This window comes from Thermostichus sp. OS-CIW-20, from assembly GCF_054061455.1.
Window position 1 is genome coordinate 1 of record NZ_JBSSEF010000006.1, and the last position, 21957, is coordinate 21957.

24 protein-coding genes and 1 pseudogene are annotated in these 21957 nt (G+C 60.0%); 13 read left to right on the forward strand and 12 right to left on the reverse strand.

Features of this window, described 5'->3' with window-relative positions; all coding sequences use genetic code 11:
* Positions 1-201, forward strand: a pseudogene (locus ACVWXC_RS03935) (RNA-guided endonuclease TnpB family protein); the annotation flags it as partial.
* A 13-nt stretch (positions 202-214) separates the two neighbouring features.
* On the opposite strand, the gene trpD reads toward ACVWXC_RS03935, so the two are convergent.
* The 3 genes from trpD to purN are packed head-to-tail and all read right to left on the reverse strand — an operon-like array spanning position 215 to position 2759.
* Positions 215-1246 (reverse strand): anthranilate phosphoribosyltransferase, encoded by a 1032-nt coding sequence (gene trpD / locus ACVWXC_RS03940; RefSeq protein WP_011429527.1) that lies wholly within the window; start codon positions 1244-1246, stop codon positions 215-217.
* A gap of 29 nt (positions 1247-1275) precedes the next feature.
* Positions 1276-2070, reverse strand: a complete 795-nt coding sequence (locus ACVWXC_RS03945; RefSeq protein WP_099812399.1) for a PIN domain-containing protein — start codon at positions 2068-2070, stop codon at positions 1276-1278.
* 26 nt (positions 2071-2096) lie between these two features.
* The gene (gene purN / locus ACVWXC_RS03950) at positions 2097-2759 is read right to left on the reverse strand and encodes a phosphoribosylglycinamide formyltransferase (protein ID WP_011429529.1); all 663 of its coding nucleotides are present in this window, start codon (positions 2757-2759) and stop codon (positions 2097-2099) included.
* Between the two features lie 459 nt (positions 2760-3218).
* Between purN and ACVWXC_RS03955 the strand changes: the two genes are divergently transcribed.
* The 4 genes from ACVWXC_RS03955 to ACVWXC_RS03970 all read left to right on the forward strand — a co-directional run bounded on the left by ACVWXC_RS03955 (position 3219) and on the right by ACVWXC_RS03970 (position 5838).
* Positions 3219-3689, forward strand: a complete 471-nt coding sequence (locus ACVWXC_RS03955; RefSeq protein WP_011429530.1) for a hypothetical protein — start codon at positions 3219-3221, stop codon at positions 3687-3689.
* A 16-nt stretch (positions 3690-3705) separates the two neighbouring features.
* A complete protein-coding gene (gene aat / locus ACVWXC_RS03960) occupies positions 3706-4284 on the forward strand; it encodes a leucyl/phenylalanyl-tRNA--protein transferase (RefSeq protein ID WP_011429531.1) in 579 nt (192 codons plus the stop codon).
* Between the two features lie 91 nt (positions 4285-4375).
* On the forward strand, positions 4376-4558 hold the full coding sequence (locus ACVWXC_RS03965) for a DUF3285 domain-containing protein (RefSeq protein WP_011429532.1): 183 nt from the start codon (positions 4376-4378) through the stop codon (positions 4556-4558).
* A gap of 146 nt (positions 4559-4704) precedes the next feature.
* Positions 4705-5838, forward strand: coding sequence for a histidine kinase (locus tag ACVWXC_RS03970; RefSeq protein WP_011429533.1), 1134 nt, complete (start codon positions 4705-4707; stop codon positions 5836-5838).
* Here the strand turns inward: ACVWXC_RS03970 and ACVWXC_RS03975 are convergent.
* The 6 genes from ACVWXC_RS03975 to ACVWXC_RS04000 all read right to left on the reverse strand — a co-directional run bounded on the left by ACVWXC_RS03975 (position 5804) and on the right by ACVWXC_RS04000 (position 12037).
* Positions 5804-6304, reverse strand: coding sequence for a fasciclin domain-containing protein (locus tag ACVWXC_RS03975; RefSeq protein ID WP_099812398.1), 501 nt, complete (start codon positions 6302-6304; stop codon positions 5804-5806). The genes ACVWXC_RS03970 and ACVWXC_RS03975 overlap by 35 nt on opposite strands.
* A gap of 134 nt (positions 6305-6438) precedes the next feature.
* Positions 6439-7749: a CO2 hydration protein gene (locus tag ACVWXC_RS03980; RefSeq protein WP_457391275.1), complete on the reverse strand. Its 1311-nt coding sequence runs from the start codon at positions 7747-7749 to the stop codon at positions 6439-6441.
* A 45-nt stretch (positions 7750-7794) separates the two neighbouring features.
* The gene (locus ACVWXC_RS03985; protein ID WP_099812396.1) at positions 7795-9324 is read right to left on the reverse strand and encodes an NADH-quinone oxidoreductase subunit M; all 1530 of its coding nucleotides are present in this window, start codon (positions 9322-9324) and stop codon (positions 7795-7797) included.
* Between the two features lie 40 nt (positions 9325-9364).
* Entirely contained in the window at positions 9365-11200 is a 1836-nt protein-coding gene (locus ACVWXC_RS03990) for an NAD(P)H-quinone oxidoreductase subunit F (RefSeq protein WP_011429537.1), read from the reverse strand.
* A 352-nt stretch (positions 11201-11552) separates the two neighbouring features.
* Positions 11553-11660 carry a photosystem II reaction center protein PsbM gene (psbM, locus tag ACVWXC_RS03995; RefSeq protein WP_011429539.1) on the reverse strand — a complete coding sequence of 36 codons (108 nt, stop codon included), beginning with the start codon at positions 11658-11660 and terminating at the stop codon, positions 11553-11555.
* An 80-nt stretch (positions 11661-11740) separates the two neighbouring features.
* Entirely contained in the window at positions 11741-12037 is a 297-nt protein-coding gene (locus tag ACVWXC_RS04000; protein WP_011429540.1) for a 2Fe-2S iron-sulfur cluster-binding protein, read from the reverse strand.
* 362 nt (positions 12038-12399) lie between these two features.
* On the opposite strand from ACVWXC_RS04000, the gene psbB reads away from it, so the two are divergent.
* The 3 genes from psbB to ACVWXC_RS04015 all read left to right on the forward strand — a co-directional run bounded on the left by psbB (position 12400) and on the right by ACVWXC_RS04015 (position 14939).
* The gene (gene psbB / locus ACVWXC_RS04005) at positions 12400-13932 is read left to right on the forward strand and encodes a photosystem II chlorophyll-binding protein CP47 (RefSeq protein ID WP_457391278.1); all 1533 of its coding nucleotides are present in this window, start codon (positions 12400-12402) and stop codon (positions 13930-13932) included.
* Between the two features lie 113 nt (positions 13933-14045).
* Positions 14046-14144 carry a photosystem II reaction center protein T gene (locus ACVWXC_RS04010; RefSeq protein WP_011429542.1) on the forward strand — a complete coding sequence of 33 codons (99 nt, stop codon included), beginning with the start codon at positions 14046-14048 and terminating at the stop codon, positions 14142-14144.
* Positions 14145-14531: 387 nt separating this feature from the next.
* Positions 14532-14939, forward strand: coding sequence for a response regulator (locus tag ACVWXC_RS04015; protein ID WP_099812393.1), 408 nt, complete (start codon positions 14532-14534; stop codon positions 14937-14939).
* Here ACVWXC_RS04015 and purQ read toward each other — a convergent pair.
* The gene (gene purQ, locus ACVWXC_RS04020) at positions 14936-15613 is read right to left on the reverse strand and encodes a phosphoribosylformylglycinamidine synthase subunit PurQ (protein WP_011429544.1); all 678 of its coding nucleotides are present in this window, start codon (positions 15611-15613) and stop codon (positions 14936-14938) included. The genes ACVWXC_RS04015 and purQ overlap by 4 nt on opposite strands.
* 52 nt (positions 15614-15665) lie before the next feature.
* Positions 15666-15923, reverse strand: coding sequence for a phosphoribosylformylglycinamidine synthase subunit PurS (gene purS / locus ACVWXC_RS04025; RefSeq protein WP_011429545.1), 258 nt, complete (start codon positions 15921-15923; stop codon positions 15666-15668).
* Between the two features lie 59 nt (positions 15924-15982).
* Here purS and ACVWXC_RS04030 point away from each other — a divergent pair, with 59 nt between their 5' ends.
* Both ACVWXC_RS04030 and ACVWXC_RS04035 read left to right on the forward strand, forming a co-directional pair.
* The gene (locus ACVWXC_RS04030; protein ID WP_457391281.1) at positions 15983-16756 is read left to right on the forward strand and encodes an ABC transporter permease; all 774 of its coding nucleotides are present in this window, start codon (positions 15983-15985) and stop codon (positions 16754-16756) included.
* A gap of 46 nt (positions 16757-16802) precedes the next feature.
* On the forward strand, positions 16803-17531 hold the full coding sequence (locus ACVWXC_RS04035) for a 2-phosphosulfolactate phosphatase family protein (RefSeq protein WP_457391283.1): 729 nt from the start codon (positions 16803-16805) through the stop codon (positions 17529-17531).
* Here the strand turns inward: ACVWXC_RS04035 and ACVWXC_RS04040 are convergent.
* Positions 17528-17812 carry a hypothetical protein gene (locus ACVWXC_RS04040; protein WP_414389912.1) on the reverse strand — a complete coding sequence of 95 codons (285 nt, stop codon included), beginning with the start codon at positions 17810-17812 and terminating at the stop codon, positions 17528-17530. The genes ACVWXC_RS04035 and ACVWXC_RS04040 overlap by 4 nt on opposite strands.
* Before the next feature lie 214 nt (positions 17813-18026).
* On the opposite strand from ACVWXC_RS04040, the gene argC reads away from it, so the two are divergent.
* The 3 genes from argC (at position 18027) to ACVWXC_RS04055 (ending at position 21915) form a co-directional block, all read left to right on the forward strand.
* Positions 18027-19133: an N-acetyl-gamma-glutamyl-phosphate reductase gene (gene argC / locus ACVWXC_RS04045; protein ID WP_457391285.1), complete on the forward strand. Its 1107-nt coding sequence runs from the start codon at positions 18027-18029 to the stop codon at positions 19131-19133.
* 38 nt (positions 19134-19171) lie between these two features.
* Positions 19172-20602, forward strand: coding sequence for a hypothetical protein (locus ACVWXC_RS04050; RefSeq protein ID WP_414346850.1), 1431 nt, complete (start codon positions 19172-19174; stop codon positions 20600-20602).
* A 230-nt stretch (positions 20603-20832) separates the two neighbouring features.
* Complete coding sequence (locus tag ACVWXC_RS04055; RefSeq protein ID WP_457391287.1) at positions 20833-21915, forward strand: tocopherol cyclase family protein; 1083 nt, start codon at positions 20833-20835, stop codon at positions 21913-21915.
* Positions 21916-21957 lie beyond the last annotated feature (42 nt).

The window sequence follows — 21957 nt, forward strand, 5'->3', positions numbered from 1 at the left end:
GGGTGTGGTCGAGATGTGCCCAAAAAGCTGCATGAGCGGTGGCACGATTGTCCGCACTGTGGGTTGAGGATTGGCAGGGATCACAGCTCGGCGAGAGTCATCAAATCCAGAGCGGTGGGGCGTCCCGTTCTTCAAGCTCAGGAAATGTCCTGCTATTGGGCAGGAGTCACTGGGAAGCCCGCACTCTATGCGTCAGCATGAGTGCGGGAGTACGTCACGAAGCCAGAAAATTGACCAGCTTTTGCAGGCGATCCCAGGCAGCGCCGCTGGCAAGGATCTCCCGCGCTTGGGCAATTCCGGATCCCCAATCGGGAACGGCTCCGGCCACCTGCAGGGCCAAAGCGGCATTGAGGGCCACCACATCCCGCTGGGCAGGCGCTCCGGATCCTTGGAGAACTTGGGCGAGGATGGCGGCATTTTCCGCCAAGTTCCCCCCCTGGAGGGCCTGGACAGGTGCGGGCGTAAGATCGTAATCTCGCGGGTTCAAAACTTCTGTTCGTACCAGCCCACCGGAAAGGATGCCCAGATCGGTGGGCTGATCCAACCCGGCCTCGTCCAGACCTTCGCGGCTGTGCAACACCACGGCCCTTTCCCGCCCCAACAGACGCAAGGCCTCGGCCATCACCGGCACCAGCTCCGGGGCATAAACCCCGATCACCTGGCGGTTGGGATAGAGGGGATTGACCAGGGGCCCCAAGAGATTAAAGACAGTGCGAACTTTAAGGGCGCGGCGGTAGGGGATCACCGCCCGCATGGCCGGGTGCCAGTGGGGGGCAAAGAGAAAGGTGATGCCCACTTCCGCCACCGCCGCCCGCACTTGCTCTGGCTCAGCGCTCAGGTTCACCCCCAACGCCTCCAGCACGTCCGCCGAGCCAACCTTGCCAGAAGCAGAGCGGTTGCCGTGCTTCACGACTGGGATCCCGGCAGCGCTGACCACGAAGGCCACGGCAGTGGAAATGTTAAACGTGCCGGCCCCATCTCCCCCGGTGCCGCAAGTATCCACCAACAGGGGCAGATCCAGGGGGGATCCCAGGGAAGCTCGCTGCAGCACCCGCGCCATGCCGGCCAGTTCACTGGCGCTGACCCCCTTGGCTTGCAGGGCCGCCAAAATCGCTCCCGACACCACATCCGGCACTTGGTTGTGCAGCCAGCCGTTCATCAACTGTTCGGCTTGGGCTTCGCTCAGAGATTGCCGCTCCAGCAACTGTCCCAAAAGCTGGGGCCAAAGGTCAGCCGTTTCCGTCATGGGGCGGGATCCGGGTTTTCAGCAAGCCCTCATCCTAGCATAGGTCTGCGGGGGCTCTTTCGGCCAAAGCGGCTAGAGATCGCGCAGCCAAGGGTCCGAGACAGGGGCAGCCGCCGCCAGATCCCTTCGCTCCCCGTGGGATCCAACAAACGCCAGGCCAGCAACCCTGCTGCCGAGAAGAAAGCCAAAGCCAGCAGCAGCGCCAGGGAGTTTTGCACGCTTTTCCAGGCGAATCCAACCTGAGATCTCCGTTGAACAGGTCGGGAGCCCTTTTGAGCGGGGGAGGGTGGTTTTGCAGAAGTTGGGGAGGGGGGCAACGGAGCAGCGGGAATGGGAGGCCCTGGCAGCCGCTTCCAAGCCATAGCCACAGCCTGGGGGCGCTGGCGCATCCACCGGTTGAGCTCGGCCAGAGAGATGGCACAGAGGTTGGCAAGGCCCAGCCCCTGCACTCGCTCGACCAAGGGTCGGTCGTTGCTCACCACCACCACCAGGGATCCCGGCTGCTGTTGGGCCAGGGCATAGGCACACTCGGCAATGGCCTGCTCTAGGCGGACTCGCAGCGACTGCTCGCCGGCGTTGACTTCACCCACCAGGGCGCGGGCTTCTGAGACGGCAAATCCCAAACGGGGCCAGTGGCGCAAGAAGGCGCGCGCTGTCGATTCTTCTTGGGGGTCGATGGCCTGTCGGGTTAGGCGTTCTAGCTCCGCCATCACCGCCTGGGGCAGCACACACACCCCAAAACGGGCCCATTCCTGCCACAGAGCCGGGCGACCGGCCAGGATCGCAGAGCTGTCGAAAACGAGCAACGGCGAGATTTCGGCCATAGGGGGCGCCAGCGGCGGGCTCACCCTCAATTGTGCAGCTTCTCCGAGAACTTGGGGAGGCGGGATCCCTCGGCCAAACAGAGGCGGATGGCCAGCGGGTAGAGGCGGTGTTCCTGGGCCTGGATGCGCCGGTAAAGGGATTCCACCGTATCTTCCGGCAAAACCGGTACGGCTGCTTGCGCCACAATGGGGCCGCTATCCATTTCCAACGTGACCCGGTGGACGGTGCAGCCGGTGATTTTCACGCCGTACTCCAGCGCCTGCTCCACCGCCCGCAGGCCCTTGAAGCTGGGCAAGAGGCTGGGGTGGAGGTTTAAAACCCGCTCCGGATAGGCAGACAGCAACACTTGGGTCACCAAACGCATCCAGCCGGCCATGATCACCCACTCCACCTGATACTCCTGGAGCACTTGCAAGATGGCCGCGTCCAGCGCCTCCCGGCTGGCATAGTGCCGATGGTTGAGCAGAATACAAGGGATCCCTCTTCGCCGCGCCCGCTGCCGCACGTAGGCGTCTGGATTGTTGGTGATCACGACGGCAATTTGCGCCCGTAGCTCGCCAGCATCGATGGCTTGGGCGATGGCCTCGAAGTTGCTGCCGTTGCCGGAAGCCAAGATGCCCAGGATCCCCGGCTGGGGAGGAGCCGGGATCTCGCCGGGGTCTGGCCAGAGGAGGTTAGGCAAGTCCATACGAAAAACTCGAGGGAGAGTCCGCAGCCCCGCTATTTTAGACCCAGCCGGATTTGGCTGCGACCTGCTCTTGTCGGAGAGAGAGTCCAAAAACTAGGCTGCCACTGATGCTATCTAGCCTGTCCAGCACCGCTCAAACCCTGGGCAAGGAGCTGAAAGCGCTGAACTGAATTGTGCAAAAGCACGAGGTGCTGATCGCAGAAACTGATGCTGGCTCCCCGAGGAGCTCTGGCTCGCTTTGACAGGCGCAGCGGTGCTATCGAGCTCCGCCCGGCTTAGCTGCAGGAGGAAACGGGAGAGATACGCCAAGAAATGCTGCGGATGTGGCAAGGGATCTGCAATTGGTGGCGGGATTTTCTGGAGTTTCTGCAAAGATAGGCCAAGCCAATTCCAGGAACTGGGCCTGGATCTTTCGCGGGCTGGTCTAAATTGGGAAAGCATTGACCTTGGTGTGAGAGCATGGCTCCCTTGAGAAAGCGACAGCGGCGATTTTGGCTTTTTGGCCTGATCGTCCTTCTGGTCGGATTGATGGGATCCCTGACGCAAGCGCAGCAAAGCCTCACCCAGGCCCAGTTGGAGCAGGCCCAATACGTGCGCAGTTGCGGCACTTGCCATGTGGCGCTGCCCGCTCAGGTGTTGCCCACCGAAACCTGGCGACGGCTGCTACAGGATCCCAACCACTACGGCCAGCAGATCCAGCCCCTGACCGGCGTGGCTTTACAACTGGCTTGGGGCTATTTGCGGCCTAATTCCCGTCCCCTGCGCCAAGGGGAACCGGTGCCCTATCGCCTGGCCGAGTCTCGCTACTTCCGCGCTTTGCACCCGCAAGTAGACTTTCCCAACCCAGTGCGGGTGAGCGGCTGTGTGGATTGTCACCCCAAGGTCGATGCGGGAGACTTTGCCAGCCTCTCGCCGGAATGGCAATCTTGAGAGGCGCAGAGACAGCATGCAGGTAGATATAGGCGCTATTCTGACCGGATATGCCCAGGGCTACTTCCTCATGGCGGACGAAGAAACCGGATCCCTGGCCTGGTATGGCACCGAGCAGCACGCGCTGATCCCTTTGGACGAGCGGTTTCACTGTCCCCGTTCGCTGCGGCCTTTGGTGCGCGGCAGTTGCTTTCAGGTGCGGATCAACGGCGCTTTTGAGCAAGTGGTGGAGGGCTGTGCCGCTCGCCCCCAAACTTGGATTAGCTCGGAATTAAAGCAGATCTACCTTGCCCTGCACCAAGCGGGGTTTGCCCACAGCTTTGAAACCTGGCAGGGAGACACCCTAGCAGGCGGGATCCTGGGCATTGCTTTGGGGGCGGCCTTTATCGGCGAATCGATGTTTTACCGCATTCCCAACGCTTCGAAGGTGGCGCTGGTCAAGCTGGTGGAACACCTGCGGGAGCGGGGCTTTCGCCTTTTTGACGCCCAGTTGATGAACCCGCACCTGGCTCGCTTTGGGGCTTTTCTCATGGACGGACGGGATTACCAGGAGCTGTTGCAGCAGTGCCTGCGGATCCCTTGCCGGTTTGACTGAGCCAGCGCCCTGGGGGGCAGGGGGTATTTATCAAGAGGGGTGGATTGGGCTAGGTTAAAGGTAGTGTTCAGCTTTTGTTCCGGCCATCCCGATGTCGCAGCCCTCTCCTGTCAGCTCCACCCCTGTTGAGAAGGGATCCTCGCCTCAGGTGAGCTATACCCGCCTGGCCATGCGCAACATGGTGCGTAAAGGCAAAACCTCCCTCCTGCACTTCACTCTGACAACAGCGGGGTTGCTGGCAGTGTTGGTAGGGCTGGCGTATCTGTTTCACTGAGTTTCACTGCCTTTGATGTTCCCTCCTAAACTTTTCCCAAAGTTAAGTGTTAGGAAGGTAAAGGACGGGCAGCGAGGGAGCCGGGTTTCGTTGGCGGCAACCTCTGCTGCTGCAGACCTCATCTTTGGCCCTTGGGACTTTTGCCTATGCAAACTTCGCTAGATCGCACCTCCACCCGTTCTGGCATTCGCCTGCTGTTGTTTGCTCAGGGTCGAGCCAATATCGAGGAACTGGCGGAGCAATTGCGTCGGCACATCCAGGGGCTGCCGGGCCAGCATCCTGCCCATCTGAAGGTGGTACCGCTGGAGGAGCACCCCTACCTAGCAGAGCACTACAAGTTGGTGGTGACGCCAGCCTTGGTGAAAGCAGAACCCCTGCCGGCTCAGGTCTTGGCGGGCGAAGATCTGGCGACGCAGTTGGAAGTGTGGTGGCCCCGCTGGCAGGGTCAGGCGGCTTTGGTTTCCTACCAGGAAGAGGCGGGTCAAGATCCTGCTCCTCCCCCGACCACCGAGGCGTTGTTGCAAATGTCGGAAGAGGTGTTTTCGCTGCGCCAGGAGCGCGCCCAACTGCGGGAGCAGTTGGACTTCAAAGACCGCGTTCTGGCCATGCTGGTGCACGATTTGCGCAGCCCCCTGACGGCTACAGCCCTGGCGGTCGAAACCCTACAGCAAGGGCGAGAAGGATCCCTGGACAAGGCGGTGGAGCGGCAGTTGTTCGAGCATGCCCGCCAGCAATTGCGCAAGATGGACAGCATGATCACCGATATTCTCGAGTCGGCCCGTGGCAGTGCCTCGGAGCTGCGGATTCGAGCCGTGGAAACTCAGTTGGCCAGCCTATGCCAGCCAGTGATCGAGGAGCTACTGCCTCGCATCCAAGCCAAGCAATTGCAGTTTCAAGCCGATATTCCGGTGGATCTGCCCACAGTTCACGTGGATCCCGACAAGATCCGCCAGGTTATTTTCAACCTGTTGGACAATGCCATCAAGTACACTCCCGCCGGGGGATCCATCCGCCTCAACATCCTCCACCGCACCAGCCAAAAGGTACAGGTGACCGTCAGCGACACCGGCCCTGGGATCCCGGAAGCCGAGCAAGAGAACATCTTCTCCGATGCGGTGCGCCTATCCCGCGACCAACAGCAGGAAGGCTATGGCATTGGCCTTTCCCTTTGCCGTCGCATCGTGCGCGCCCACTATGGCCAGATTTGGGTGGAATCGATCCTGGGCAAGGGCAGCAGTTTTCATTTCACCTTGCCGGTGTATCGACTCTGCGGTCGCTAGCCAAGCTTTGGCCCTCGCTTTTCCCTGTTTCTCCCGAGAGCATGATCGGCCAGAACCAGTGGGGGCGCATCAGGATCACGGTGTCGATGACGTGAATGATGCCGTTGTCCGCCTCGATATCCGCCTGGATAACGGTGGCATTGTTCACCTCAAACACGTCCCCCTCGATAAACAAATCGATGGGGGATCCCTCTACCGAGCCTACACGCTGGTACTTGGCCAAATCCGCCTTTTTCAGGCGACCGGGCACCACGTGGTAACACAAAATGCGAGTCAATTGGGGGATGTTTTGCACTAGGGTGGTGATGGTGCCGGGGGGCAACTTGGCAAAAGCCGCATCGGTGGGCGCAAAAACAGTGAAAGGGCCAGGGCCTTTCAAAGTATCCACCAAGTTTGCCGCCTTCACGGCTGTAACCAAGGTGGAAAAACCCTCAGCAGAAACTGCAATATCGACAATATCAGGCATGGCCAAGATCCTTGTTTTGCTGAAGTGGGAATAAAGGTCTGGACGGCAGGTTCAGAAGAGCAGTTGGGTCCAAGCAGGATCGGGAAAAGGGAAAGCCAAAACCGACCACCTGAAATCGGCGTAATTGTCCTCAACTAGCGGTAGTTTTGATCCTGAATATAGGAGAGGCGGGCTGCCTCGCGGATGCCGTATTCCGGTCGGGTGAAGCGATTGAGCTGTCCCTCAAAATAACGGCGGTTCCTCATCAAATGCCGCGGGTTGGGATCGTCCAGAGGATACAAGAAAGCGGCTCTCCCCGCCTGGATCACGGCTGAAGTAACGTTGTACATGGAGCGCTGGAAGCTGATCCCAAGCTGGATCAGCATGTCGTCTTCACCACGGCAATGCTTGCGGTAATACTCCACCAAATACTGGGGCAAAAAGTGGTACATATCCTGGTGCAAAAGGGTCGGCGGGATCCCGGCACTGCCCACCGGAAACTTATCGGCGTAGAGAACCCCGTAGTGGAAATCCAATTGGTTGGTGGGAACTTCGTTGGCTTGGGCGTTGTAGGACTTGGTGCCGCGGAAGGGAGAGGTGCGATAAAACACCGCTTCCACATAGGGGAAAGCCGCCTCGTATAGCCAAGTGAATCCTTTGGATTTGGGCACAATGTCGTACCACTCTCCTCCAATGCGCACCCGGTGATAAATGGGCCGCCCGGCAACGGCGAAGATCCCGTTAACCAAAAAGTTCATCGCCTCCGGCACGCTGGTGATTTTGCCCTCGTCGTAGAGATCGCTCATCTCAAAAAAGACGGGGGCCATCACCTCCCAAAACAGGCCCAGCACCGAATACATGGTGGCCTGGCGGCAGAGTTCCAGAAACATGTCTGGAAAGAGCTTGTACAGGCCGGTCAAAAGGGGGTTGCCCTGGCAGTAGGCGCGGATGGCGCGGTCGGCATTTTGCTTGTATTCTTCCGAATCCATATAGGGATCCAGCAGGCCTCCCATATCCCGGTGCCAGAGCATGGCCCGCATACATTCTTCGGCAAATTCCATGTTGATGCGGTCATGCCAAAGGTGATGCAAAATCCGCGGCAGCTTGCGCTTGAGCTCCCCTTTTTCCATGAACTCCAGCAGTTCCGGGTGGGCCGTAGCGGGGCCGCGCCAAATGCGCAAATCGGCATTATCCCCCGCGTAGTGGTTGGCCAGCTTCAAATATTCTTCGGGAATGATGAACTTAAAAAAGGGCAAGGGATCCACAAACACCTGCTCGGCAATGTAGAGCAGATCGCGCCAGTAAAAGTCCATCGGCACCGCATAGGCTTTGTAGAGGCCGATAATTTGCATCAGGTTTTCCGGCGTATCCGGCAGCATCGATCCCCCTGCCTCGAGGCGATGCACCACCTCGGCAAAGGGATGGGTGGAAGGGGGGAGCTTGGGCGTAACCAGGGTCGTCGTCATGGAAAAAGTCTCCAACTCTTCACTGCCTTCGGCTAGGGGAGAAAGTCATGAGCTTGCGTTGTCCATCAGGGATCCCTGCAGCAAACTGGAGGGAGAAGAATGTTCGGCTTCCGCGATGACAAGCGTCTGGGCTTGAGCCACCTGGGTGGATAGAGTAAAGGCCAAGGTTTGGGGCCATTTCACCAGGTTCATGGGCTGGATCCCAAACCAGACGATCAAGGCAGTTAAAAGAAAGCCCGGGATCCGCTCCCAACCTTGCACCCGGGGGTAGTAGGCGGTGCGGTTGTCCAATTTGCCGAAGCAGGTGCGGTTGAGCAAAATCACAAAATACACCGCCGTCAAGCCGGTGCCGCAGATGCTGAGCAACGTGGGCAACGGAAAATCTTGGTAGCTGCCCTGGAAGATCAAAAACTCGGCCACAAAGCCCACCAAGCCCGGGATCCCGGCGCTGGCCATGCCGCCCAAGATCAACAGGGCGCTCACGGTGGGCAGGCCGCGCAGAGGATTGAGCAGGCCGTTGAGCACGTTCAGATCCCGCGTTCCCACCTTGCGCTCCACCAGGCCCACCAGATCAAACAGCAGCGCCAGAATCAGGCCGTGGGAGACCATCTGCACCATCGCCCCCGTCAGGCTAATCGGCGTGGCCGCCGCCATACCCAGCAGGATGTAGCCCATATGGCCGATGGAGCTGTAGGCCACCATGCGCTTGATGTCTTTTTGGGCGATGGCCGCCAAAGCCCCCGACAGCACAGCAATAGCCCCCCACCAGGCCAGCAGCCCACTCAGATCGGCCCAAGCCTGGGGAAACAACTGCAGCCCAAAGCGAAACAGACCATAGGTGCCCAACTTGGAGAGCACCCCTCCCAGCAGCACCGCCACCGGCGGGGAAGACTCGCCGTAGGCGTCGGGCAGCCAGGTGTGGAAGGGCACCAGCGGCATCTTGATGCCAAAGGCCACAATCAAAGCCAACAGGGCCAGGGTTTGGGCAGCGGGGCCCAGGGAGCTGATGCGAATCTCGGCCAGCTCAAAAGTATGGGGATCCCCCAGCCAGTAGACGGCCAGAAACGCCCCCAACAGGAAGACGGCGGAAACAGCGGTGTAGATCAAAAACTTGATGGCGGCATAATCCCGCTTGGGGCTGCCCCAGATGGAAATGAGCAAGTAGATCGGGATCAGCACCAGCTCGTAAAAGAGGAAAAACAACAGCAGGTTCTGGGCGGCAAAAGCCCCGTTGACCGACCCACTCATCAGCAGAATGCAGCCGTAAAAGAGATTGGGCCGCTTGGTCTCCGGCTCAGCCGTCAAAATGGCGATGAGAGTGAGCAGCCCGTTCAGGGCCACCATCAACAAAGCCAGCCCGTCCAAGCCCAGGGAGTAGCTCAGCCCGATTTGCGGGATCCAATCCCACCGCTGCTCCCACTGAAAGCCGGTCGCCTGCACGTCGAAGCGGGTAAACAGAAATAGCGAGATGGCCAACGGGATCCCGGCCAAGACCACCGCCAGCTTGCGCCCTCCCAAGCCCAGGAACAGCAGCAGGGATCCCAAAATCGGCAACACAATCAAGGCACTCAGCATGGTCTTTTCCCTCTTTCTTAAGGACTCCGTCCCCCTCTGCCTAGAGAATTAGCCAGCCCAGCAGGGCCACCCCCACCACAATCGTCAGCACATAGGCCTGCAACTGGCCGGAGGTGGTGTATTTCAAAACCTGACCTCCTGCCAGCACAACTAAGCTGGTCAAATTCACCACGCCGTCCACCACGTAGCGGTCAAAGAGGGCCGTAACCTCAGAAATGATGCGCACCACAAACACCACGCTGGCGCGGTAGAGCTTGGGGGTGTAGAAGTCGTTGGCCAGCAGATCCTGCCAGTCGGCCAAGAAAGCCCAGTCCACTGGCCGCCGCCCCCGCGGCAGGTACAGCCAGGCTCCCAACGCGATGCCCGCCAAGCTGGATCCGGCCATCACCGCAATCGGGATCCCCTGCAGAGCCGGCAAGAGATCCAAGGCCGCCAGAATCATCGGCACATGCAGCGTCACCCCCATCATGGCCGTGCTGGGCAACATCATCGGCCAGTGCACCTCTGGGGAGCGCTCGCTCATCTGCTGCGGCTTGCCTCCCCAAACCAGGCCGAATACCCGCGTCAGCCCCAGCGCCGTTACCGCGTTGGTGACCAGCACCACTGCCGCCCACAGCCCCTGCCCCGATTGCGCCAACTGCTGCCACAGATCCGTCAGCACCCAGAAGGAGCCGAAAGGCGGCAGGGCCACCATGCCGGCCATCCCCGTCAAAAAGCACAGGCCGGAAATGGGCCGCCGCGACCACAAGCCCCCCAGATAGCGCAGATCCTGGGTAATGCTGTTCCAGATCACCATGCCCAGCGCCATCACCAGCAAGGCCATCGCCGGCGCATAGGTGAGCAGCAGTTGGTAGGCCTGTTGCGTGTGTCCTGTGCCCACCGCTACAAAGATCAAGCCCATGTAGGCGCTCACCAGGTAGGACAAGGCCCGCTTGGCATCAATTTGGGCCAGGGCCACCAGGGATCCCCCCACTGCCGTCAGCCCCCCGATCACCAGCATCAGCCGCAACACCGTCGGGGAAAGCTCATAGAGCGGCTGCAGCCGAATCAACACCCAAGCTCCTGTGCCCACCACCACCGCATTGCGCAAGATCGTAGAGGGGATCGGCCCTTCCATCGCCTCATCCAGCCACAGATGCAAAGGGAACTGGGCACACTTGCCCACAGGGCCGGCCAGCAACCCCAGCCCCACCAAGGCGATCAAGTTCGGATCCACAGAGATAGCTCCTGCCTGCACCGACTTTGCCCAAGCCGTCAAGTCCTCAAACTCCCAGGATCCCGTCAAAGGATAGATGGCGATGACCCCCATCAAGAGCAACAGGTCGCCGATGCGCTTGGTTAGAAAAGCATCCCGGGCCCCAGTTACCACCAGCGATTGGTTAAACCAAAAGCCCACCAACAGGTAGGTGCCCAGAGTCAAAATCTCCAGGATGACGTAGCTGAAAAACAAAGAGTCGCACAGAGCCAGAGCGCACATCCCCCCCTCAAACAGGCCCAGCAGCGAGAAGAACCGCGCCCAGCCCCAGTCCATTTCCATGTAGCCAAAGCCGTAGATCTGGGCCGCCAGGTTTAGCCCCGTCACCACGGCGCAGGCCCCCAGCGTTAGCGATGAAACCTGCAGCGGCAGCTCCAACACCAGATCCCCTACCTGCAGCCAGGGCAGCCGAATCACCTGCGCCGGCTGATCCCAAATCGCCACCAGCGCCCCCACACTGTGCAAGAACGCCACCAAGGTCAGCAGCGCATTTAGATAGCCCGCCGGTCGGGGGCCGGTGCGCCGGGTGATCCCAGGGGACCAAATCAACGCCCCCAGCCACGCCACTAGCGCATAGAGGGGAATTAACCACGCGGTTCTGACCAGCCCGTCCAAACTCATAATCCTCCTTACGGCCAGGAATCCCGCCTGACCCCATCGCCTACTGAGATCCTGTAAAAAATCTTAAGAGGCATCCTAGTGGCAAACTAGGATAGACAAAAATCAAGTTTTCCGATGAAGGCTATAGATTTCTAGCTAGGGAAGCGGAAACCTTCTCGCAGGCAACACAGACAGGCAGGAACCGTTGCCGGAGGGCTCCAGGTGGAGAGGGCCTCGGCCAAGGGACAGCTTGGCGCAAAAAGTAGAGGGATCCCCTTTTCCATCGGGGATCCCCGTCGAGCTTTGGATGTCATCGTCGACTGTGAGCCTTGGTTCCTCAGCAGGAGGTAAGACTTGCCTTCATGGGCCTAGGTCAGCTCTCCGACTTGCTGGAAGTCTGCACGTACAAGATCACCAGGAAGATCGAGGGTACCAGAATAACCAAAATGGTGGCCAAAAGGCCCAGGTAGTTCGTCTCCATAGCTGCACACGCCGCAAACCCAACTGGCAGCTAGCATACCATTCTCAGGTACGCCTTGCCCAAAAGCGGCCAAGCCGGCTCTAGGGTTTCGTCTTCACCGCAACATCCCCCAATACCTTCGTCTGGCAGGCGAGACGATAGGTATCGGGCTTGCGCTTGAGCTTGCGGTTTTCCGCCTCGGTGCGGGGAGAGAGGTTCTCGGCTCCCTCGACGATCTCCACCACACAGGTGCCACACTGGCCGTTGCCGCCGCAGTTGAGCAGCTTGGCCATCATCTTGTAGAGGTCGATCTGGTTCTCCAGCGCCTTCAAGCGCAGGTTAGCGCCTTCCGCGACGACGATCTCTCTATTCTCGTTGACAAAGCGAATCGTTGCCATAATCTCGCCCGAAACCACGACACCTTTCAGATTGAGCCAGGAAAGCTCCAGGGTTTGCTAAGTATTGTTACACTTTAAATCATATTTTTAATCTTTGGCGAGAGATCTGGGAAGATGATGGCAGATAAGAGGGCATCCCGCCTGAAGCCGCTCAGGTCAGTTGCGTTTCGTTATACTGTTTGATGCCTGTGATGAAAATTCTGAGAGCGATGTCCTCACTGGGTGCGCTCTTGGGTTAGGTGGGTGCGGCACCCCTCGACACTGAAGAGACTGCTTAGGTAAGGATCCCAGGTGAAGATGTCGGCTTCAGTTTTTTGACTGGATATCGCGCAAGTGTTGGAGAACGTGGAGGATCGAGCTTTATGGGACTACCGTGGTACCGGGTCCACACCGTTGTATTAAATGACCCAGGTCGCCTGATCGCGGTACACCTGATGCACACTGCGCTGGTGGCAGGTTGGGCCGGATCGATGGCGCTGTATGAAACGGCTATTTTCGAGCCATCGGATCCTGTCCTGAATCCGATGTGGCGTCAGGGCATGTTCGTCATGCCATTCATGGTGCGTCTGGGGGTGGTCAACTCCTGGGGCGGCTGGAATATCTACGGCGAGAGCGTGGCCAATCCCGGCTTCTGGACGTTTGAAGGGGTAGCCACTGCTCACATTGTTTTGTCTGGCTTGCTCTTTTTGGCCGCCTGCTGGCACTGGGTGTACTGGGATCTGGAGCTGTTCCGGGATCCCCGTACCGGCGAGCCGGCTTTGGACTTGCCGAAGATTTTTGGGATCCACCTGCTCTTGGCCGGGATCCTTTGTTTCGGCTTTGGGGCTTTTCACCTGACGGGGGTGTTTGGCCCAGGGATGTGGGTCAGCGACCCCTACGCGACGACAGGGCATGTGCAGCCGGTGGCGCCGGAGTGGGGGCCGGCAGGGTTTAACCCCTACAACGCTGGCGGGGTGGTGGCCCACCACATTGCCGCGGGCATCGTGGGCATCATTGCCGGCCTGTTTCACATTACAGTACGCCCACCCCAACGCCTCTACAAGGCTCTGCGCATGGGGAACATTGAGAGCGTGCTCTCCAGCTCGATTGCGGCCGTGTTTTTTGCCGGCTTTGTGGTGGCCGGGACGATGTGGTACGGCAGTGCCACCACTCCTGTGGAGCTGTTTGGCCCCACCCGCTACCAATGGGACTCCGGCTATTTCAACCAGGAAATTAACCGGCGCGTCAATGCCGCTATGGAGGCCGGGATGACCCGCAGCGAGGCCTACAATTCTCTCCCCAAGTCGCTGCTCTTCTACGATTACGTGGGTAACAGCCCGGCCAAGGGTGGTTTGTTCCGGGCTGGTCCGATGAACAAGGGAGACGGTATTGCTATCGAGTGGCTGGGCTACCCCGTCTTCCGGGACCGTGAAGGTCGGGAGCTGACGGTGCAACGCATGCCCAACTTCTTCGAGACGTTCCCCGTCATCCTGCGGGACGCCGATGGCGTGGTGCGGGCGGACATTCCCTTCCGGCGCGCCGAGTCACGCTACAGCTTTGAGCAGGTGGGCGTGACGGTGGAGTTCTACGGCGGCAAGCTGGACGGTCAGGTGTTCACTGACCCGCCAACGGTTAAAAAGTATGCCCGTATGGCTCAGTTGGGCCAGCTCTTCGAGTTCGACCGCGAAACGCCTAAGGCCGACGGCACTTTCCACACCAGCCCCCGCGGTTGGTTTACCTTCGCCCACGCGGTCTTTGCGCTGCTGTTCTTCTTCGGGCACATCTGGCACGGCGCCCGTACTCTCTTCCGGGATGTGTTCGCCGGTATTGACCCGAACATGAGCGAGGAAATGGTGGAATTCGGCGTCTTCCAGAAAGTGGGGGATCCCACCACGCGCAAGGTGCAAGAAGCGTAAGGCTTTCTCGCGGGATGACCGCCGGCACTCTGTTTCTCTGGGGAGAGGGGGTGCTGGCGGCTTTGAGCTAATCTGGAATCAAGCCCCCTTAGGATTCTGATTTGGAGGTTGGTATGGAAGCCATCACCTACACCTTTATTCTGTTTTTGACGCTGGGCCTTCTGTTTTTTGCCGTCGCCTTTCGCGAAACTCCTAGGATTCAGAAGAAGTAACCTGCGCCAGGGGCTGCTGTTGTCGGCTTGCTGAGAGTGTTGAGTGGGTTGAGGCGGCCAAAAGAGACGGCAGTTGTACCCCGTACAAGGCCGGAAAAATCCCCGGCCTTGTTTTTGTTTTGTTTTCAGAGGGCGCTCGGTTCCAGGCTGGTAGAGTATCCCCCAGGCAACCCAGCAAAGCTGTTTTCAAAACGGTAGCTGTCCTCTCCTGCTGGCAGAGGGGGTAGCTACTGGCGCTACTTTATTGAGATTTGTTATCAGTATTTTGGAGGGGGAGCTCTTGTCCCACTGCTCGAATGGGATGGCTAGAATTGCTTCGGGATGGTTTCCAGAACTACGGGGATTGCTGCGGCTCGAGTTCGCAACCAAGTCAACTTCAGGTTAGCGATGGCAACAGTGCTGCTGGTGGAAGACGATCCAATTAACGCCCGCGTTTTCGACAAAGTGTTGCGGCGGCGAGGCGGGTTTGAGGTCTTTCACAGCCAGGATGTGGAGGAGATCCTACGGCTGGCGCAGGCGCACGAGGTGGACGTGATTTTGCTGGATGTCTCCCTTTCTCAAAGCACCTTTCGTGGCGAGGCCGTGGACGGGATCCGCATTGCCCAACTGCTGAAGGGGGATCCCAAAAGCAGCTCCATTCCCATCATTTTGGTGACGGCCCATGCCATGCGGGGCGACCGCGAGGCCTTTTTGGCTCAAAGTGGGGCCGATGGCTACATCGCCAAGCCGGTGGTGGATCACGAGGAGATGGTGAACCAGGTGCGCAGGGTGTTGGCTCAGGCCCAGCAGGGCTAACCGGCCAGGCTTTGGACAATCGACTGCCAAAAGGGGATCCCATCCTGCCCCGGCAAGTCGGGATCCGCCGCCCGCTCCGGGTGAGGCATCAGGCCGAGGATGCGACCGCTAGGGTCACAAATGCCGGCGATGTTGTCCACCGAGCCATTGGGCGCGACCGGAGCATAGCGAAAGACGATCTGCCCCCTGTCCTGCAACTGCTTGAGGGTATCGGCATCGCAGACGTAGCGGCCTTCCCCATGGGCGATGGGCAGGGTCAGGGTGGCTCCGCAAGGGTAAGCGCTGGTCCAGGGCAGGTCTTGCCGCTCCACGCGGATCCCTACCCGGTCGCAGATAAAGTGCAGGTTGGCGTTGCGCACCAGCGCCCCCGGCAGCAGACCGGCTTCTGTCAAGATCTGGAAGCCGTTGCAAATGCCCAGGACATAGCCCCCCCGCGCCCCATGCTCGGCCAGGGATCCCATCACTGGCGCAAAACGGGCCAGCGCCCCAGCTCGTAGATAATCCCCGTAGCTGAAGCCCCCTGGCAGCACCACCACATCCAGCCCCGATAAATCGGTTTCCCGGTGCCAGATGAGTCGCGTCGGGCAGCCCAAGAGGCCGCGGGTTACCCAGGCTACGTCGCGGTCACAATTGGAACCGGGGAAAACAACAATGCCAAACCTTACCTTGGCCATGGGGATCCCTTGCTGTGAAAACAAAAAGGTGGTGAGGGCTAGGCGTGAGCAATCAACTCTCTACAGGATCCACTTGGATTTGATAGGTCTCGATGACCGGATTGGCCAGCAGTTGCTCGCACAGCTCGTTCACCTGCTCTCGGGCAGTTTCGGCGTCAGGGGCCTCTAGCCGCAGTTGGATGTGTTTGCCAATGCGCACTCCCTGCACCTGGGTATGCCCTAACCGATGCAAGCTAGCCTGGAGAGCAGCCCCAGCAGGATCAAGTACCGAGGGGCGCAGGTGGATCTGAATCTGGGCCTGGAACTGCATAGAATAAAGCTGGACTTCTACAAGTGTATAGCTGGATGTCGCTTGCTTGAGGTCAGCTTATGGATGCGGCGCGCGTCGTGGCCATTGCCCAGAATGTTTTCCGGGAAACGATTCGGGATCGCGTTCTCTATCTGGTGATGGTGTTTGCGGTGGCCATGTTGGGAGCCATCGTTTTGATCCCCCAGGTAGCCAACCAGGCCCACAACAAGATCATTGCCGATCTGGGTCTGGCCGCTATCCACTTCCTGGCGCTGGTGGTGGCTATTTTCGTCGGCACCGGGCTGGTGAATAAAGAGATCGAGAGGCGCACGGTCTATGTGCTGATTGCCAAGCCCATGAGCCGGGCGGAGTTTATTGTCGGCAAGCATCTGGGCCTGTCGGCTTTGCTGTCGGTGCTGCTAGCAATGATGACGGCCGTCTTTTTGCTCAGCCTGCTGTTGGTGCAGGCCCCCATTTCCCCCTGGGCCATTCTCTGGGCAGTAGTTTTCACCTTTTTGGAACTGGTGCTGATTGTGGCGGCAGCGCTGCTGTTTGGGGTTTTTACCTCTCCAATTTTGGCCACCCTCTACACCATTGCCCTGTTCATTATGGGCCACGCCAGCCGCGCCCTGCTGCAGTTAAGCAAGCTGGTGGAAGACGCAGGTTTTGGCAAGGTGTTCGAGGTCATTTACTTGGTCTTGCCGGATCTGGAGCGCTTTAATCTAAGAGATGCTGCCGTTTACGGCCAAATTCCTCCGCCCACCCAGTTCCTTGGCGACGCGCTTTACGGTCTGATCTACACCGTTTTGCTGCTCATTTTGACGGTGCTGGTGTTTGCCCGGCGTGAGTTCTAATAAGCTCTCGTGGGGCTCTAGTTGAACCTTTTTTGCTCCCTCTCTCATGCAACTTTTCCACTTCCACACCCCTGAGCAAGTCCCTCCGGCAGGGATCCCAGCCTGCGCAGTGGCCATCGACGTGCTGCGGGCCACCACCACCATCGCCGCAGCTCTGGCGGCAGGGGCAGAGGCCGTTGAGGTGTTTGCCGACTTGCAGTCCTTGCAAGCGGCCAGCCGGAGCTGGCCGGCCTCCAAACGGCTCTTGGCCGGGGAGCGAGGCGGCAAAACGGTGACGGGATTTGACCTAGGCAACTCCCCCCGCGAGTACACCCCAGAGCGCGTGCGGGACCAGCGCATCTTCATGAGTACCACCAACGGCACCCGCACCCTGCAGCGCTTAGAAAGGATCCCGGTGGTGATCACGGCGGCCCTGGTGAACTTGGGAGCGGTAGTGGAGTTTCTCAGGCGAGGAGCTTTTGCCGAGGTGTGGCTGGTGGGATCCGGCTGGGAGGGGGCGTTTGCTTTGGAAGACACCGCCTGTGCCGGGGCAGTTCTGCATCGCCTGGGCTGTTCGGAGGAGCAGTTGGGCAACGACGAGGCAGTGGCCGCCCTGGCCCTCTACCAAACTTGGCAAGACAATCTCCTGGGCCTGTTGCGGCGCTCCAGCCATGGGCAGCGGCTGCTGGCAATTAGCCCCGAAAACGACAGCGACCTGGCCTATTGTGCCAAGTTGGATCGGCTCTCAGTGGTGCCCCAGCAGGTTCAGCCCGGAGTTTTGGCCCTCGCCGGCTAGCTGGCCTGGGGTGTCTTGTCGGCAACAGCCAAAGCCTTCTGGTGCAGCCACTCCTGCCATTCTCCCGGGATCAGCTTGCTGTGAAACGCATCTCCAGAGACAAACATATCCCGCTGGTTTTGGGCCAAAACGAAAATGGAGCGGCGGTCGAAATGGGAGGTGAGCCTGTAGAGGGTGTAGGGGCCTTCGGAGTAGAGGGTCAACGTTTCCTGATCCAGGCCGTGGCGGCTGCTTTGGCCGCAGGCCCGCAGGATCATGTTGATCAATTGTTCGTAGTACATATAACCCTTCCCGACGAGGTAGGGAACATCCCTGGGCACGACCTCAACAGCCAAGGCGGCTGCTGAGGCCCGAGCGGCTCGCGTGAGCCCAGTATAACTCCCGGCTCAGGCAACACTGAGCCCAACAGAGCAGGTGAGTTCAACCAAGGCAGCGGCAAATGCGATAAATAGTAAGGCAACCCGTCAGCTTTGCAATTCTGCACAAGCATCCCCCATGGCCACTACGGCGCCTCGTTCTCTTCCCCCCACCGATCCTGTCCGCGTTGCCATTGTCGGGGCCTCCGGCTATGGAGGGGTGCAGCTGGTGCGGCTGCTCAGCGAACACCCCGGCGCGCAGATCACCTACCTGGCCGGTCAAGACAGCGCCGGCAAACGCTACGGGGATCTCTATCCTCACCTGGCCCAAGCGGTGGATTTGACCATCCAGCCTGTGGATGTGGAGGCCATTGCTGCTAGCAGCGACGTTGTCTTTTTGTCTCTGCCCAACGGCCTGGCGGCAGACCTGGCGCCGCCTTTGCTAGCCAAAGGGTGCAAAGTTCTCGATCTCTCGGCAGACTATCGCTTTCGCAACCTGGCCACCTACCAATCCTGGTATCGCCTGGGGCAGACGGATCCCAACTGGCCTAGCCCTGCCTATCGCCAGGCCAACGAGCAAGCGGTCTACGGGCTGCCAGAACTCTACCGGGAGGCCATTGCCCAAGCCCAACTGGTAGCCTGCCCCGGCTGCTACCCCACGGCCTCCCTGTTGGCGGTTGCCCCCCTGCTGCGCCAGGGGTTGGTGGAGCTGGACAGCCTGATTTTCGATGCCAAATCGGGCGTCTCGGGGGCGGGCCGCACCCCCAAGCTGGGATCCCTATTTGCCGAGGTGGACAGCTCGCTAGGCGCCTATGGCGTGGCCCAACACCGGCACACACCCGAGATCGAGCAGGCCTGCTCCGACCTCACCCACACCCCCATCACCGTGCAATTTACGCCCCACCTGGTGCCGATGGTGCGGGGCATCCACGTGACCTTGTACGCCAACCTGCGGGATCCCGGCCTTGTGGGCGAAGATCTCATCACCATTTACAACGCCTTCTATCGCCAATCCCCCTGGGTCAAGGTGCTGCCCCGCGGCGTTTACCCGCAAACCAAGTGGGTTGCCGGCACCAACACCTGCATGATTGGGGTGGAAGTGGATACCCGCACCAACCGGGTCATTGTCCTGTCGGTGATCGACAACCTGATGAAGGGACAAGCCGGGCAAGCGGTGCAATGCCTCAACCTAATGATGGGGTGGCCGGAAACCTTGGGCCTACCACAGCTCGCCTTTTACCCCTAGCTATAATGCCGGTAATGCCCCTGAGGCCAAGTTTGCCCATGCCTGAGTTCTTCTCCCCCAATCTCGATCCCAACGCTGCCCCACCTGCCGCGCCGGCGAACTCTCCACCTTCTAGGGCCGGGGATCTGAACTGGGAGGAGCTGTGGCGGCAACTGGAGGCGGGCTGGCAGGAGCTGCCCCGACGCTCCGAAGAAACAGTGCAGCAGACCCTAGCTCGTTGGCAACTGGAGTGGGGCGGCTTGTGCCGCGAGGCGCGAGATCGGCTGCAGGCAACTCTAGACAAAGCCAGAGCCACAACCTCTCCAGAGCCCCTCCGGCGAGAGCTGCAAGCGCTTTTGCCTCTGCTCAACCCCTGCCAATGGGAGGTGGTCATCGGCTCTCTGGAACGGGCCGCCGACCGAGCCTGGGTGGCCAGCCTGCTGTATCACAGCCTGCAGGAGCCACCACACCCCGAAGCAGCCACCAACGGCATCCCTGCCTGGGCGGGGGCCTTGACCTCTGAGCAGCGCTCTACCTTGGAGGCGATGAGCCTGCGGGCCTATGGCAACAGCCGCCTACCTTTGGTGATGGACAAAAGCGGCGAGATCCAAGTGGAAGCCTCAGCCGCCCTCTTGGCCGCCCTTATTGCTGTCGAGATCGGCAGCGTGGGATCCGCAGGCGCCCTCTCTTTGCTGGGCACACCGGAGCTGCGCAAGCTCTTGAATGCTGAGGGCAAGCTGCGGCGCAGCGTCTTAAAACAGGGGCGAACTGCCCTCACAGAAGAGGAATGGCAAACTCTGCGCCAGTGGCTTGATCCCAAGGGATCCCCCCCCGACTGGTACCTCTCCCTCACCCAAGTGGGGATCCAAACCACCCAAGTGGGGGACTATCTGGCGCGGCGGCTGCGGGAGTTTTTCCAGAGCGAGTGGATCAAGCTGGCGATCCCGCCCCTGTACCACTTGGTTATCGACGCCGTGCGGCTGTTGACGGGAGAAGTGTTTCTCAGCGTGGGCACAACCCTAGAATCGGCTTTGGAGTCGGCAGAGGCGGGGCGACGCCTGGAGTTGCTGCTGCAAGCTTTGCCCCAGGCCCGGCACATTCCCAGTCCCGAGCGCATCCAAGCCGCTCTTCCCGCCGTTGTGGAGGCTGCTGAGACAACCCTCAGGCCGCTCTTGGCGCGCCAGTTGATGACGGTGGCCGACATCTTCGACCCGCCCATTCGCAACGAAAGCCTCAACGAATTGGGGCGGCAACTCAACCTCTGGAATCCCTTGCAGTTTTTGCTCACCTGGGGTACGTCTGGCTGGCTGGGCGCTCTGCTAGATGAGATCAAAAAATTGCAGCAAACCTACCCGGAAATGCCCTTGTGGGAGAGCTATCGGCAAGGGGTTGAGACGGCAGTGCAAGCGCCTCGAGTGATGGATCAGGCGGAAGCCTTGCGCCTTACCGCCAAGAGCTTGGATCCCAAGATAGAACCGTCGGACGACTAACCTAGCGCAGGCGTACCCTACCCCCTCAGCCGAAGTGCCCCCATCTGCGGGCGTATTCAGCATCGCATAGGGCACAAACTTAAGGCCGAAAAGTCCCAAAAAGTTGGACTTAAAATCTCAGCTTGGTTGATATCCTAAAAGCAGACAGACATAGAAACAATACAATTGTTTTTTTGGTAGCTATAGACTTTTTTCTATCTTCTGGCGATTCTCGAGGGAGTTGCTCTCCGGTGGCAGAGTGCTTTAAGCAAAACGGCTCAACGGACTGGGGATCCCTGCCCCATGCCGGCTATCACTGGGATGGCTGCACAGAGCGGTTTTTTGAGGGCTGGTACAGCCGGGTCACTTTACCTGGGGATCCGCCCATTAGCTTTGCCTTCATGTACGCCATCGACCCCAGGCGGGGAGGCATGGCGCAGGTGTTGGGGCCAGACGAGGAGCTGCATTGGCGCACCTTCCCCAATCCACAGCGCTTCTGGGCCAGTTGGCGGCACCTGGCCTTGGGGCACGCTGGCGGGCCAGGCGAGAGCTGGCGAGGGCTGCAGGAGCCCCTCACCTTCTTCCAACACACCGCCAGCGGCTACCAATACACCGCCCGCCTCAACCAGGGGATTTTGCCAGATCCTGTCAGAGGCGAGGCCATCCGCTGGCTCTATCGCATTCAACTCTGCTCTGCCTACGGGATCCCGCCGCGGGCCACCATGGGAGCCTGGTCTTATCTGCCCATCTTCGAGCCGGGCTGGCAGATCCTGATGAGCCACGGCCTGGCCAGCGGCTGGGTGGAGTGGCGGGGCAGGCGCTTCGAATTCGAGCAGGCCCCCGCCTACGCCGAAAAAAACTGGGGACAAAGCTTCCCTCGCCGCTGGTTTTGGATCCAGTGCAACGCCTTTCCCAACCATTCCGGCCTCAGCCTCACCTGCGCCGGAGCCGAGCGGCAGGTGCTCACCCGCCCCGAAGAAGTCGCCCTGATCAGCCTGCACGGCGGGGGATCCCAGCCTTTTTTGGAGTGGCGGCCCGGCCAAGCTCGGCTAACCTGGCAGGTGGATCCCTGGGGATCCTGGCAGGTGCGCGGCGAAGACGCCCGTTGGTGCATCCAACTGGAAGGTCACACCCAGCGGCCTGGGCAAACCGTCTTCACCCCTGGCCCGGAAGGGATGCGGCGCAACTGCCGCGACACCCTGGCCGGCCATCTGCAGGTGCGGCTGTGGCAGCGCAACGGCCAGGTCTGGACGCAGGTGCTTGCGGCCAGCAGCTCCCAAGCCGGCCTCGAGGTGGGGGGAGAAGTTCCGCGATCCTGGCCAGGGCATTGTTGAACGTTGGCGGATATCTACAACCCCGTTGGACTTCCCAAAAAA

What these genes read in the sequence shown, in the direction of transcription:
- trpD (WP_011429527.1), bottom strand. Translation starts at nt 1,246, where the DNA reads ATGACGGAAACGGCTGACCTTTGGCCCCAGCTTTTGGGACAGTTGCTG.
- ACVWXC_RS03945 (WP_099812399.1), bottom strand. Translation starts at nt 2,070, where the DNA reads ATGGCCGAAATCTCGCCGTTGCTCGTTTTCGACAGCTCTGCGATCCTG.
- purN (WP_011429529.1), bottom strand. Translation starts at nt 2,759, where the DNA reads ATGGACTTGCCTAACCTCCTCTGGCCAGACCCCGGCGAGATCCCGGCT.
- ACVWXC_RS03955 (WP_011429530.1), top strand. Translation starts at nt 3,219, where the DNA reads ATGGCTCCCTTGAGAAAGCGACAGCGGCGATTTTGGCTTTTTGGCCTG.
- aat (WP_011429531.1), top strand. Translation starts at nt 3,706, where the DNA reads ATGCAGGTAGATATAGGCGCTATTCTGACCGGATATGCCCAGGGCTAC.
- ACVWXC_RS03965 (WP_011429532.1), top strand. Translation starts at nt 4,376, where the DNA reads ATGTCGCAGCCCTCTCCTGTCAGCTCCACCCCTGTTGAGAAGGGATCC.
- ACVWXC_RS03970 (WP_011429533.1), top strand. Translation starts at nt 4,705, where the DNA reads ATGCAAACTTCGCTAGATCGCACCTCCACCCGTTCTGGCATTCGCCTG.
- ACVWXC_RS03975 (WP_099812398.1), bottom strand. Translation starts at nt 6,304, where the DNA reads ATGCCTGATATTGTCGATATTGCAGTTTCTGCTGAGGGTTTTTCCACC.
- ACVWXC_RS03980 (WP_457391275.1), bottom strand. Translation starts at nt 7,749, where the DNA reads ATGACGACGACCCTGGTTACGCCCAAGCTCCCCCCTTCCACCCATCCC.
- ACVWXC_RS03985 (WP_099812396.1), bottom strand. Translation starts at nt 9,324, where the DNA reads ATGCTGAGTGCCTTGATTGTGTTGCCGATTTTGGGATCCCTGCTGCTG.
- ACVWXC_RS03990 (WP_011429537.1), bottom strand. Translation starts at nt 11,200, where the DNA reads ATGAGTTTGGACGGGCTGGTCAGAACCGCGTGGTTAATTCCCCTCTAT.
- psbM (WP_011429539.1), bottom strand. Translation starts at nt 11,660, where the DNA reads ATGGAGACGAACTACCTGGGCCTTTTGGCCACCATTTTGGTTATTCTG.
- ACVWXC_RS04000 (WP_011429540.1), bottom strand. Translation starts at nt 12,037, where the DNA reads ATGGCAACGATTCGCTTTGTCAACGAGAATAGAGAGATCGTCGTCGCG.
- psbB (WP_457391278.1), top strand. Translation starts at nt 12,400, where the DNA reads ATGGGACTACCGTGGTACCGGGTCCACACCGTTGTATTAAATGACCCA.
- ACVWXC_RS04010 (WP_011429542.1), top strand. Translation starts at nt 14,046, where the DNA reads ATGGAAGCCATCACCTACACCTTTATTCTGTTTTTGACGCTGGGCCTT.
- ACVWXC_RS04015 (WP_099812393.1), top strand. Translation starts at nt 14,532, where the DNA reads ATGGCAACAGTGCTGCTGGTGGAAGACGATCCAATTAACGCCCGCGTT.
- purQ (WP_011429544.1), bottom strand. Translation starts at nt 15,613, where the DNA reads ATGGCCAAGGTAAGGTTTGGCATTGTTGTTTTCCCCGGTTCCAATTGT.
- purS (WP_011429545.1), bottom strand. Translation starts at nt 15,923, where the DNA reads ATGCAGTTCCAGGCCCAGATTCAGATCCACCTGCGCCCCTCGGTACTT.
- ACVWXC_RS04030 (WP_457391281.1), top strand. Translation starts at nt 15,983, where the DNA reads ATGGATGCGGCGCGCGTCGTGGCCATTGCCCAGAATGTTTTCCGGGAA.
- ACVWXC_RS04035 (WP_457391283.1), top strand. Translation starts at nt 16,803, where the DNA reads ATGCAACTTTTCCACTTCCACACCCCTGAGCAAGTCCCTCCGGCAGGG.
- ACVWXC_RS04040 (WP_414389912.1), bottom strand. Translation starts at nt 17,812, where the DNA reads ATGTACTACGAACAATTGATCAACATGATCCTGCGGGCCTGCGGCCAA.
- argC (WP_457391285.1), top strand. Translation starts at nt 18,027, where the DNA reads ATGGCCACTACGGCGCCTCGTTCTCTTCCCCCCACCGATCCTGTCCGC.
- ACVWXC_RS04050 (WP_414346850.1), top strand. Translation starts at nt 19,172, where the DNA reads ATGCCTGAGTTCTTCTCCCCCAATCTCGATCCCAACGCTGCCCCACCT.